Annotated in this window: 9 protein-coding genes; 5 read left to right on the top strand and 4 right to left on the bottom strand. The window is 67.7% G+C overall.

Going from position 1 to position 12,576, the window contains the following annotated elements; translation table 11 throughout:
• Positions 1-258: 258 nt before the first annotated feature.
• From LXM88_RS30135 to LXM88_RS30155, 5 genes are all read left to right on the top strand, one after another.
• Positions 259-1,260, top strand: coding sequence for an FHA domain-containing protein (locus tag LXM88_RS30135; protein ID WP_262543024.1), 1,002 nt, complete (start codon positions 259-261; stop codon positions 1,258-1,260).
• Positions 1,257-5,282 carry a TOMM system kinase/cyclase fusion protein gene (locus tag LXM88_RS30140; RefSeq protein ID WP_262543026.1) on the top strand — a complete coding sequence of 1,342 codons (4,026 nt, stop codon included), beginning with the start codon at positions 1,257-1,259 and terminating at the stop codon, positions 5,280-5,282. Before LXM88_RS30135 ends, LXM88_RS30140 begins: the two co-directional genes overlap by 4 nt.
• Before the next feature lie 33 nt (positions 5,283-5,315).
• Complete coding sequence (locus LXM88_RS30145; RefSeq protein ID WP_262543027.1) at positions 5,316-5,660, top strand: BMA_0021/BMA_0022 family TOMM bacteriocin; 345 nt, start codon at positions 5,316-5,318, stop codon at positions 5,658-5,660.
• A gap of 16 nt (positions 5,661-5,676) precedes the next feature.
• Positions 5,677-6,042: a BMA_0021/BMA_0022 family TOMM bacteriocin gene (locus LXM88_RS30150; protein WP_262543029.1), complete on the top strand. Its 366-nt coding sequence runs from the start codon at positions 5,677-5,679 to the stop codon at positions 6,040-6,042.
• Positions 6,043-6,117: 75 nt separating this feature from the next.
• Positions 6,118-8,355: a TOMM precursor leader peptide-binding protein gene (locus LXM88_RS30155; RefSeq protein WP_262543031.1), complete on the top strand. Its 2,238-nt coding sequence runs from the start codon at positions 6,118-6,120 to the stop codon at positions 8,353-8,355.
• 137 nt (positions 8,356-8,492) lie between these two features.
• Here the strand turns inward: LXM88_RS30155 and LXM88_RS30160 are convergent, their stop codons facing one another.
• The 4 genes from LXM88_RS30160 to LXM88_RS30175 all read right to left on the bottom strand — a co-directional run bounded on the left by LXM88_RS30160 (position 8,493) and on the right by LXM88_RS30175 (position 12,575).
• Positions 8,493-9,065 carry an inclusion body family protein gene (locus LXM88_RS30160; RefSeq protein WP_262543033.1) on the bottom strand — a complete coding sequence of 191 codons (573 nt, stop codon included), beginning with the start codon at positions 9,063-9,065 and terminating at the stop codon, positions 8,493-8,495.
• 419 nt (positions 9,066-9,484) lie between these two features.
• Entirely contained in the window at positions 9,485-10,576 is a 1,092-nt protein-coding gene (locus LXM88_RS30165) for a porin (protein ID WP_262543035.1), read from the bottom strand.
• 177 nt (positions 10,577-10,753) lie between these two features.
• Entirely contained in the window at positions 10,754-11,476 is a 723-nt protein-coding gene (locus tag LXM88_RS30170; protein ID WP_262543036.1) for an SDR family NAD(P)-dependent oxidoreductase, read from the bottom strand.
• The gene (locus LXM88_RS30175) at positions 11,454-12,575 is read right to left on the bottom strand and encodes a 2,3-butanediol dehydrogenase (protein ID WP_262543037.1); all 1,122 of its coding nucleotides are present in this window, start codon (positions 12,573-12,575) and stop codon (positions 11,454-11,456) included. Before LXM88_RS30175 ends, LXM88_RS30170 begins: the two co-directional genes overlap by 23 nt.
• Between the last annotated feature and the right edge of the window lies 1 nt (position 12,576).

Consider the following 12,576-nt stretch of genomic DNA (forward strand, 5'->3'; position numbering starts at 1 on the left):
TATTCCGGTTGCGACGCATGATTTTCTTTGGCAGGATTTTCAACAGGTTGCTCGATTTTAAAACAACAAAGCGGTCGATGATTCAATTAACCGAAATAACACGTGCCGAATGAGCAACGATTCGAAAGGAAGCTGACGAGAAAACAGGTAGCGAGGCGGCGAACAGTCGACATTGTTCGCGATCATTGAACCAATCGCTCGCTCGGTAGCGCCGATGCGTCACTCGAGCGATCCGGGCGAATCCGACGCGGGGCAGCCATGGCGATACTCAAGAACGATTCCTCCGGCGAAGCGTGCCTGCTCCGCGCGTATCACGTGTTCGGCCGCGATGCCGCGCGCTGCGACACGGTCATCCGGGATGCGTCGGTGTCCCGCGTCCATGCCCATATCCGCTGGATCGGCGGGCAGTGGGAGCTCCACGATCACAGCAGCAACGGCACGTCGGTATCGGGCGTGCCGTTGCGCGACGGCGAGCACGCGGTGCTGCAACTGGGCGACGTGATCCGGTTCGGCAGGGCGGGCAGCGCGCCGTGGCGCGTCGATGCGCTCGACGATCCGGCCGATACGCTGTGGCCGATACGAGGCGCCGCGCATCCGGTCGTGCTCGCGCCGCGCCAGATCCTGGCCGCACGCGCCGCGCAGCCGGTCACGATCGTCCGGTCGCCGGCCGGCGAATGGCTGTGCGACGACACGTTGCCGCCGCGCGCGCTCCATGACGGCGATGAAGTATCGACCGGCGACGTCACGTGGCGCCTTGCGCTCGTGCGCAACGGCTCGACGATGATGCTCGCCGCGCCCGCCGATCCGGCCGCGCCGGCGCGACTGCTCGAATTCTTCGTCAGCCGGGACGAAGAGCACGTGCGCATGCTGCTGCATGTTCGCGGCGGCGTGGTCGACCTCGGCGAGCGCGCCCATCACTACAGCCTCGTCACGCTCGCCCGGGCGCGCGCGGCCGACATGCAGGCCGGCCACGACGCCGCCACGCAAGGCTGGATCGAACTCGACCGGCTGGCGCGCATGCTCGGCATCGATACGTCCCATGTCAACGTGCAGATTCACCGCGCCCGGAGCCAGTTCGCGGCTGTGCCGGGGCTGGACGCGAGCCAGCTCGTCGAGCGCCGGCGCGGCAGCGTCAGGTTCGGCGATTTTCCGTTCCGCGTCATGCGCGGCGCGCATCTCGAATGCCAGTCGGTACCGGGCGTCCAGCCGCGCATCGGCGTGCATCGTCCGGCGCCGGACCCGGTCGTCCATTACTCGTGAACACGGGCGAACCGGCCGTGTTGCCGATCGCGTCCCGCGCGCCCGTCGTGCCGGAATCACCTGAACCCCGGCAGCCCGCCGCGCCGTTCGCCGAACTTGCCGGCAAGCGGCATTACCGGCTCGGCTCGCTGCTCGGCGAAGGCGGCAATGGCGTGGTGTTTCGCGCGACCTGCGGCGAAACGGGACAAGACGTCGCGATCAAGCTGATGCGGGACGACGCCGCGCGGACCGCGACGGAGCGCGCGCGCTTTCGGCGCGAGACCAGCCTGTGCGAGGCGCTGCGGCACCCGAACATCGTGGCGTTGCTCGACAAGGGGGAAGCACCCGACGGCCGGCTGTTCGCCGTATTCGAGCTGGTGCAGGGCCGGACCTTGCGCGACAGGCTCGCGGCGGAGGGGCCGCTGTCGGCCGTCGACACGGGCCGGTTGATGACGGAGGTGCTCGACGGGCTCGCGGCCGCGCATCGGCGGGGCATCGTGCATCGGGACCTGAAGCCGCAGAACATCGTGATCACGATGGCCGATGACGGGCCGCACGCGAAGCTCCTCGATTTCGGCATCGGCGCGTTGTTGCCCGGCACGGAAGACATCGCGCGCCAGACCTCGACGCTGGCGACCGAGGTGCTCGGCTCGCCGCCCTATTGCGCGCCCGAGCAATTGCGCAACGAGCCGCCGACGCCCAGGAGCGATCTGTATGCGTGGGGACTGGTCGTGATCGAATGCCTGACGGGCGATGTCGTCATGCGCGGTGCGAGCGTGGCCGACATTCTCTATCAGCAGCTCAGCCCGGTGGATGTCGCGCTCCCTCCGTCGATCGCGTCGCATCCGCTCGGCTCGGTATTGCGGCGCGCACTGAGCAAGAATCCGGAACAGCGCGCCGCGTCGGCCGACGAACTCGCGGAGCCGTTTCGCGCGCTCAACTTCGCCGCGCTCGTCGGCCAGTTCGATGCCAGCCGCGCAAGCGGGCAGACGCGTCCGCGCCCGTTCGCCCCAGGCAGCGAGACGATCGCAACGGCTGGCGAGTACCGGCAGATCACCACGCTGTGCTGTTGCGTGACGATTACCGGAGCAGGCCGGCGACGCCACGCCGGAACCGATCACGGCGACTTGCTCGAAGGCTACGAGGAGCAATGGCTGACGAAGTGCGCCGACATCGCCGTCGGTTATGGCGCGCAGGTCGACGGACGGCTCGGCGACACGCTGCTGTTCCATTTCGGCCTGCGAGGCGACATCGACCGGCCGGCGCGGCGCGCGGCGCGCGCCGCGCTCGACATGGTGCGGCTGGCCGAGCGCGCACGGCTGCCGGCGACGGCCGGCGGTCACGCCGGTGACGAAAGCTGGCGCGTCGAAGTGGCCGCCGCGATTCACGTCGGGCAAGGTCTCACCCGTGCGTCGCGCATGTCGGGCGTATCGACGCCCGCCACGGCGGCGCGGCTGCTGCGGCTTGCCGGGCCCGGGCAGATCCTGATCAGTGACGATGCGCGGCTCGCGCTCGAACGGCATGCCGACTATCGGCCGACCTCGTTGCGGCTGGCGCGTGCGGGCCTCGTGCCGCAGCCGGTCCATGAATTGCTCGGCGAGCGTCGCGCCGATACGCCGTTCGATTCGCTCGACGCCGGCATGCGGGCGCCGCTGGTCGGCCGCGCGCGCGAACTCGACGCGCTGTTGCGCGCATGGCAGGAGACGCGCGCACGACATCGTCGCGTGATGCGCGGCGAGCCTGCGCCGCGCGGCGTGCCAAGGCTCGTCGTCGGCGACGCGGGAATCGGCAAGTCGCGCCTCGTGCACGAGTTGTGCGAGGCCGTCCGGATCCAGGGCCACGCGTTCGCGCATTGCGGGTGCCTGCCCGAGCGGGAGAATCATGCGCTGTTTCCGATCCTGCGATTCATCGGCGCGCATTGGCATATCGACGCCGACAGCCCGGCCGGTTTCGCGCTCGCGGCGATCGACGCCATGATCGCGCCGCTCGAATGCGATCACGCGGCGGCCCGTGTCGCACTCGCGACCTGGCTGGGGCTACCCTGCGATGCGAAGGGGTTTCTGTGGTCGAGCGAGCGCGAACTGCACGCGCTGTTCGACGTCCTCGAGCAACTGATCGTGTCGCTCGGCAACGGCGCTCCGGTACTGCTCGTGGTCGAGGACGTCCAGTGGATCGACCGCTCGACCGAGGACTTCCTTGCGTACCTGCAGCGCTCGCCGCGCGCAGCGGCCGTCGGCGTCGTGCTTACGTCGCGCCCCGACAAGCTCGGGCGCTGGCGCGGCGCGACCGAACGCATGGTGCTGCGCCGCTTGCCGCGCGACGACGCGCAGCGCCTGATGTCGGCGTGTCTGGGCCAGGGCATGCTCGATCCGGCCTGGCTCGACCGGTTCGCCCAACGCACGGCGGGCATCCCGCTGTTCATCGAGGCCGTCGCGCGCGAGCTGACGATGAGCGGCGCGGACGGCGCGCTCGCGGGGCTGCGGGACACGGACCCTTACCCGCTACCGCTCAGCCTGGGCGGCATGCTCGGACTCGCGTTCGACCGGATCGACGACGCGCGCGACACCGCGCAGCTCGCCGCGACCATCGGGCTCGAGGTGGATGCGCGACTGCTCGCCGCCGCATCGCCGCATGATCGGACCACGCTCGACGCACATCTGCAGTTGTTGCTCGAAGAGCGGATCGTGTACGCGCAACATCGGCGCGATCGCGTGTTTTATTTGTTCCGCCACGCGTTGATTCGCGATGCGGCCTATGAATCGATGCCGGCCGCCGTGCGGCGCGGCAACCACGCGCGCGTCGGCCGCGCGCTGCTTGCGGAAGTCGACCGAGGCGCCGGTGCGCATGCGTTCGGCGTCGCCGGGCACTTCGCGCGCGCGGGTGCCTTTGCCGACGCGATCGCCCACGGCATCGACGCGGCGCGCCGCGCACTCGAACGGTCCCGGTACGACGATGCGATCCGCTACGGGCAGTCCGTGTTCGACTGGCTCGGCAATGCCGACTACGCGCAACGCGAGCACGACAGCGCGCGCCTCCGCGCCACGCTGACGCACGCGACGATGGCACGGTTCGGCTGGGCGGATCCGCAGGTGCGCGAGCATGCGGAGCAACTGTTGCGGCAGATGCAGACGCTCGACGACCCGGAACTCGAGATCAGCGCGCTTTGGACGCTGTCGACCTACTACCACGTCGCCGGCGATCGCCCCACCGTACGCGGGATCGGCATGCGGCTCGACGCGCTCGCGACCGAGCGCGGCGATGCCGGCGTCCAGGTCGCGGCGGACGCGATGCGCGGCATGAGCCTGTGGGTCGACGGCGATTATGCGCGCGCCCGCGCCGCGTTCGACGCGGTGCTGGCCGGCTACGACGTGCGGCGCGACGCGGACCATCGGCGCCTCCTGGGGCTCGATACGCGCGCGTGGACGATGGCGTCGCTCGCGAGCGTGCGCTGGTGCATGGACGACGATCCGCAGGCCGCGCTCGCGTTGGCGCGCGACGCGGTGTATTGCGCGACCTGCCTCGACCATTTGCCGACGCTCGGCGTCACGATGATGTACCTCGCACGCACACACCAGCTGGCGGGCGATCGCGACGCGGCCCGCACGCTGTCGGAGGCGATTCTCCGTCTGTCGGAAGTGCATCGGCTGCGCGCGGTCGGGCACTACGCCGCGATCATTCATGCGTGGGCGCACGGGGATCGCGCGGGCGTCGTCGCGCATCTCGATGCGCAGCGGCAGTCGGGCGGCCTGCTCGGGCTGACTTACTACGCGTCGCTGCTTGCCGAGCTGGATGCCGAGCGCGGCGACTACCCCGCCGCGCTCGCGCAGATCGAGCAGTGCCTCGCGTGGTGCGAGTCGACCGGAGAACGGTATTACGAAGCACAGCTGCTGCTGAAGAAGTGCGAGTACCTGCGCCAGGCCGACCCGCGATGCGGCGGCGTGGCCGCGCTGGCCGCGTGCCGGCGCGCATGCGAAGTTGCAACAACGGCGGGCATGGGCCGCATTGCCAGGCTCGCCGGAGCGATGTTGCAGTCGTTGCCGTAAGTCGTTCCATTCGTCAATCAGGAGAACATACAGATGAGCAAGGATCTTCGATTACCGACGTACGAACAGTTTCTCGAATACCGGGCAACCGTCATCCGGGCGATAGCGCTCGCGTGGCATTCCAAAGCGTTTCTCGACGAACTCGAGGCCGATCCGGTCCAAGCGTTGCGCAAGCATTTCGACTATCACTTTCCGTTCGATCTCGACCTGAAGGTCCACACCAAGTCGTCGGCCTGGACGCCGGGCGTCAACGGCGACTGGACGGCCGGCCAGAAAAACAAGCTCACGTTGTTTCTGCCGCCCGCGCCGGCGAACGAGAAGCACTTCGCGCAGGCGCTGGCCGCCTACAACGCGAACCACATCACCATCATGGAATGACTTCAGGGAAACCGACATGGCAAAGGAAAACGCTAATCCGACGCTCGAATCGATGCTGGAGTTTCAGAAGGTCTATCTGCGTGCGATCGCGCTTTCATGGCGAAACCCGGACTTCAAGGACGAGCTGCTGAAGAAGCCGCTGGACACGCTCGCGAAATACTTCGGTTACCAGTGTCCGTGGATCATCGATATCGAGGTCGTCGAACCACCGGACGGCGATCATGGCTGGAGGGACAACGGGAAGGACGGCGGGAGCTGGAACCTGCCGCGCAACGTGATGACGGTCGGCATACCGGAAAAGCCGTTGAGCCGGGACGAAGAAGCCGTTGCACTCGCGGCGTACTGCGACGCCGGGTCGACTTACCTGTTTACCTGCTGCTGACCCGGCGCGGTCGAGCCGCGCACAGTCGCGCGGCGCGACCGCGATGTTTGCTTACCCGCTGCACGGAACCAGACGATGCTTGATGACTTTTCGCGCGTGTTGCGCTTCAAACCGCATTTGCTCGTGCTCGATGCAGGGCCCGAAACGCTGTTCGTCGTCGATGAATTCAAGCGCGCGATGCTGTCCGGCGCGCTCTTCGTGCAGATCGCCGCCTGCTTGCGGGCGCGGATGACGATCGCCGAGATCGTGGCATCGCTCGCCGGTACGTTCGGAGAATGGGACGTGCTCGCGCGGCTCGATCACCTGGTGCAGCGCGGGTACCTGCGTGCCGACTCGCCGCACGACGACGATGCGGCGCGCGGCTTCTTCGAGCGCGCCGGACTCGACGGCGACGCGGCTTGTGCGCACGTCGTTCAACTGCGTGTTGCGGTCGAGGCGTTCGGCGCCGACGATGCCGCGCTCAGGCGCGCGTTCGACACGGCCGGCATCGAAGTCGTGCCGGATGCCGAATTGACCGTCGCGATCACCGATACGCACGACCGCGACGATCTCGCCGCATGCGCGGCCCGCACGGCGGCGCGCGGCGGGGCATTGCTCGTCGTGGCGGCCAGTGGCGTGCAGACGCTGATCGGACCGTTGCTGGCTGGCGGCGGCGCGTTGGCCGACGCGCCGTGCATCGAATGCGTGCGCTACTGGATTCGCATCAACCGGCCGGTCGAGGCGCTGCTTGCACGCCATCACGGCAGCGACGCGACGCGTCTGCCGCCGGCCGCCTCGCGCGCCGGGGCCGCCGCCGCGGCGGCGCTGGTGGCGGCGACGGTCGAGCAGATCGCGGTCAACCGCACGGCGTCGGAACGGCTGCAAACGCATATCGTGGTGCAGCGCATCGACACGTCGACCGCCGAGCGGCACCGCGTGACGAGGCGTCCGCAATGCCCGTGCTGCGGCAATCCCGCGTGGATGCGCGAGCAGGCGGCGCGGGCGCCGCGTCTCGCCGATCATGCGCCGTTGGCGCGCGCCGACGGCGGCTACCGTACCGCCGAGCCGCAACAGGTGTTCGAGCGTTATGCGCATCTGATATCGCCGGTCAGCGGCGCGATCGCGTATCTGCACCCGATGCCGAAGCGACATGCGGGCCTGCGCAAGGTCTATGCGTCGGGTTTTCTCGTGTGCCCGGCTGCCGTCCCGGCCAGCAACCGGTTCGACAGGATCTGTTCCGGCAAGGGCCGCACCGACGATCAAGCCCGTGCGAGCGCGCTATGCGAGGCGCTCGAACGATACAGCAGCGTGTATCAAGGCGACGAGGCGACGCTGACCGGAAGCATCGAAAGCCTGCTCGCCGATCCGGCATGCGACGCCGTACCGATTCACGTGAACGATCTTCAGCAGTTCAGCGAACGGCAATTCGACGCGCGCGATGCGATCAACGCGTTGACCCACGATGTTCGAAAGCAGGTGCCGCCGCGTTTCACGGCGCACGACGTCATCGACTGGACGCCAGCCTGGTCGCTCGTGACCGGCAGGCGCCATCTGGTACCGCTGAGCTACTGCTATGCGGAAACGCCCGACAGCGCGCAGGCTCATGCCGCATGCGTGCACAATCCCAACGGCTGCGCGGCGGGATCGAGCGTCGACGAGGCGATTTTGCAGGGCATGCTCGAATTGATCGAACGCGATGCGGTTGCGATCTGGTGGTACAACCGGATCCCGCGTCCCGGCATCGATCTCGCGAGTTTCGACGATCCGTATTTCGATGCGCTCGTGCGCGAATACGCGACCTTCGGATGGCGTTTGTGGGCGCTCGACATCACCACCGATCTCGGCGTGCCGACCGTGGCCGCGCTGGCGGAAAATCCGCAAGACGGGCGGTTCTCGATCGGCTTCGGCTGCCATCCGGACGGTCGAATCGCAGTGCAGCGGGCGCTGACCGAAGTCAACCAGTTGCTCGATATCGCAGCGGATGCTCCGCACCCGTGGGATCGCGACAAACTTTTGGCAACCGGTTTCCTGTATCCGGCGAACGGCGTGCGCTGCACGACGCGCGCGACCTGGCAGCCGATCGACGCTGCATCGTTGCCCACGGCGCTTGCGCATTGCGTCGGGCGCATCGCGGCGGCCGGCATGGACGTGCTCGTCGTCGACAAGACGCGGCCCGACATCGGCTTGTCCGTGGTGCAGGTCATCGCGCCGGGGCTGTGCCATTTCTGGCCGCGTTTTGGCGCGCGACGGCTTTATTCGGTTCCGGTGGAACTGGGATGGCGCGCGCAGCCGTGCGGCGAACCGGAACTGAATCCGGCGCTGCTGTTTCTGTGACTTGACTGATTGTCCTTGCATGGCGGCGGGATGGATTCGCCAGCGGCAAGCGGCGGGCGGGCCGATTCCGCCCGCCAGGTGCTGCGAGGCGCCTCGCGCCGATCAGGTCGCGGTCTTGTCGAGGCGCCGGTTCGAGATCACCCGTTGTTGATGGTGAGGTAAGCATCCCAGGTGACGTAGCCCTTCAGTTGCGCGCGCCGGTCGTAAACGGCGACGACGAACGCATAGGTCTCTTGGCCGGGACGGAGTACGGTGGCTTGCACCCAGTAGTCCGCGCGCTGCTCCGTTTTCACACCGGCGTTGTCGGGCCAGCCCTGTTCCGGGTAAGGCTCGTTGACGTTCTCGGTGTGGTACGAAATATCGCCCAGATGGTTGTCGCTGACTGCTCTCAAGCCATACAGGAAGCACTTGTAGATTTCCGTGTCCGTCAGCGACACGGTGCGCCAGTAAATCTGGTCGCCGATGTTGGCCTTGATCAGCAAGCCGCTGCCGGCCTCGCCCTGGTTCACACCCTGCAGCGAGCCCTGGCCATAGCCATACGCCGCATTCGCCAGCGGCGTGATCATGTAGACGGAATCGGGGGCGTTCCCGAGCGAGGTCGCCTGATTCGGCTCCGTGCCGAGCGTGTTGTTGTTCTTTTTCAGGATCTCCTCGACATCGAACGCAATCAGGACTTCGATCAATTTGACGCTATACAAGCTATGAGACATGGCAGTTCCTTTCACGTTTTGTCGTCGAAGAATGCGCTGCTGAGCGATGACGCCCGTGGCGTCAGCATCTCTCCCATCCTGCGAAGCGGCGCCTGCGGAGAAATCGGCCGGGCGGAAGAGTATGGACAGCGTACGAGGGATTGATCCGCGAGTCGATTACACGTCGTTACAGTGCGCGCGCTTGTTTGGTCGGCGCTTCGGTGTCGCGCCGTCGCAGTGTCATGACACTGCCATGCATGACCTGGACACAATGGATTCGTTGCGTTAGCTGCGGTTGCCCGAGCGCGTTCCGATCCGATACGCGGGCGGGCGACCGGTACGCGTGCGACGACGAAGGCGGCAGGCCGTGCCGGCGCCGCGCCTTCGTCGTCAGGCGATCCGGTCGCGGATCGCCGACAGGATTCACCGGGGGCTGGAACCTAGAACCGCGTACTGAACCCGATCCGCGCGATCGACTGCAGCGCGCCGCTCGCCGCGCCGTTTGCATCCATCACGCCGTTGATCTGCGCGTTGCTGCCGTGGCCCGCGCGCTGATGCACGCCCGCCACGTACACCATCGTGCGCTTCGACAGCCAGTACTGGACGGCCGCCAGGACCTGATGCGCATGTGCGTTGTCGAGCGCGTCGTTGCCCTTCATGTACGTGTACGACGCGCCGACCACCCACGCAGGCGACGGATGCCACGCCGCGCCCGCTTCCGCCGACCACGCGCCCGCACCGTTCTGCGCGTTGCGCACGGTGGTGAAGAGTGCCTTCCCCGTGACCGTGCCAAGTGTGTAGTGCACACCCGCGCCCCAGTTACGCACGCTGGTCGGCGGCAGCCCCGCCGACGCGCCGTATTTCTGGTTCGTATAGGCAGCGCCCGCGCCGAACGGGCCGTTGTCGTAGCTCGCGCCGACGCTGACCGTGTTGTTCGCGCCGACCGAACCCGCAACGTTGCCGAAGCCGTACAGCGCGCCGAAGGTCAGGCCCGCCAGCGACGGGCTCGTGTACTTGACGGCGTTCGCGACGCGATTGCTGCCCGCGACGCGATCCCAGTCGAACGCGCCGGTCGGGTTGTTCGGCAGCGCGAGCTTGTCGAACGGCCCGTTGCGGAAACCGTACAGGCCGACGAGATCCTGCGCGATCTCGTTGCCGCTGGCGGCGAGCGCATCGACCATGAACTCGTACTGGTTGCCGAGCGTGAGCTTGCCGTAGCGGTCGTGTTCCAGCCCGACGTAGGCCTGCCGCGCGAACAACCCGCCGCCGATGATCGAACCGTTGCCGAGCGAATACTGGTTCACGAGCCGGAAGATCGCGCGCGTGCCCGCGCCGAGATCCTCCTTGCCTTCGAAGCCGAGCAGGTTCGGAAAGAAGATGTTGTCGTCGAATTTCGCGTTCCCGTGGCCGCCTTCGTTGCTGACGTAACTGAGGCCGGCGTCCATCAGCCCGAACATCGTCACGCTGCTTTGCGCGAACGCCGCAGCAGGGATCGCGCAGGCCGCGAGTGCCAGAAGGGTCTTTTTCATCATCTCCGATGTGCTCCTCACATGTTTCCGATCGGGTCGGATATTTTTGATTGGACTACTGATTGATATGAACAAACGTGAACCGGAACGATCCCGAATCCGGTGCAACCGAACGGGACCGGGTCGCGCACGGCGCATCGGGAGCGACTGCCTGCCCGCCGACACACCGTGCGCCGGGCGCTAGACCGTCGAATACCCGCCGTCCACCGGCACGACCGCACCGGTCACGAACGACGCGCCGGGCGAGCACAGGAACAGGATCACGTTCGCGACCTCGTCGGCGGTGCCCCAGCGCCCGAGCGGGGTGCGATCGAGGATCTGCCGCGACGCGTGCGCGTCGGCCATCAGCCCGCTGCTGAGCGGCGTGTCGATCCAGCCGGGCGCGACCGCGTTCACGCGGATGCCGCGATCGGCCCACGCCTGCGCGAGCGAGCGCGTGAGCTGTGCGATGCCGCCCTTGCTCGCGCTGTACGCGGGGCGGTCCTTGCTGCCGAAGTACGTGTACATCGATGCAACGTTGACGATGCTGCCGCCGTGCGCCGACAGCGCCGGCAACGCGGCGTCGGACGCGCGCATCACCGACGTCAGGTTCACGTTCAGCACGAGCTCGAACTGGTCCATCCGGTATTCGTCCGCGTGCCGGCTGATGCCGACGCCGTTGACGAGCACGTCGAGCCGCGGCAACGCGGCGATCGTGCGCGTCAGTGCATCGCTGTCGGTCACGTTCAGCTCCATGCACCGGATGCGCGGATGCACCGGTGCATGCGGGCCGGCGACGTCGAGCCCGAGCGCGACGACCGACGCGCCCGCTTCCGCGAAGCGCCAGGCCGTGCTCGCACCGATGCCCGACGTGCCGCCCGTCACGACGACGGTCTTGCCTTCAAACGCCCACCGGTGACTCATGTTCGACGCTCCCGACGGTGTGTGCGCGGCGGGCGGACCGCTGCGCGGGGGCAACCAGGATCTTGATCTGCGTGCGATCGGTGAGCAGCGCGTCGAAGCCGTCGGCGACGGCGTCCTCGAGCGACACGGTGCGCGTGACGATCGACGTGAGGTCGAGCGCGCCCGACGCGACGATGCGCAGCAGGTCTTCGTATGCATGCCGGTAGCCGACACTTGCCGTGAAGGTCAGTTCGTCGTTGACCGCGCGGAACGCATCGAAGCCCGCATGTGGCATCAGGCCGACCATCACGAGGCGGCCACCCTTGCGCAGCGCCTGCATCGCCGCTTCGAACGTGGCGGGCAAACCGGCCGCCTCGAAGCTCGCGTCGACGCCGAGCCCGCCCGACGCCTCGCGGATCGCGTCGCGCAGTACGGGCGCATCGAGCGTGCGCGCGTTGAACGTGTGCGTCGCGCCGAAGCGCGCGGCGGCCGCGAGGCGCTCGGGCGACACGTCGACCGCCACGATGGTCGTCGCGCCCTGCAGCTTCGCGAGCTGGATCAGCAACAGGCCGATCGGCCCGAGCCCGAATACCGCGCAGGTGTCGCCGAGCCGGAGTTCGGCGCGGCGCAGCGCATGCAGCGCGACGGCGGCGGGTTCCATCACGGCGGCCTGTTCGAGACTCACGCCGTCGGGCAGCCGATACAGCATGTAGGCCGGCACGACCGCGAAGTCGGCCATCCCGCCGTCGCCCATCAGGCCCGCAAAGCCCATCGACACGCACAGGTTGTACGAACCCGAGCGGCAGTACGCGCATTGGTGGCAGCGATATTCGGGCTCGACGGCGACGCAGTCGCCCGGGTTCAGCGTCGTCACGCCTTCGCCGACTTCGACGACGGTGCCGCAGAACTCGTGGCCGAGCGTCAGCGGCGCGGTGCGCCCGGACAGCGCATGCGGCGTGTCGACCGGGATCGCGTGCGGGCCGTCCGCGTATTCGTGCAGGTCGCTGCCGCAGATGCCGCAATAGGCGACCGCGATGCGCACCTCGCCCGGCCCGACGCGCGGCGTGTCGATTTCCACGAGACGGACGTCGCGCGGGCCATGCCATTGAAGTGCACGCATG

It is taken from the genome of Burkholderia sp. S-53 (assembly GCF_025560745.1).
Taxonomy (GTDB): Bacteria; Pseudomonadota; Gammaproteobacteria; order Burkholderiales; family Burkholderiaceae; genus Burkholderia; species Burkholderia pyrrocinia.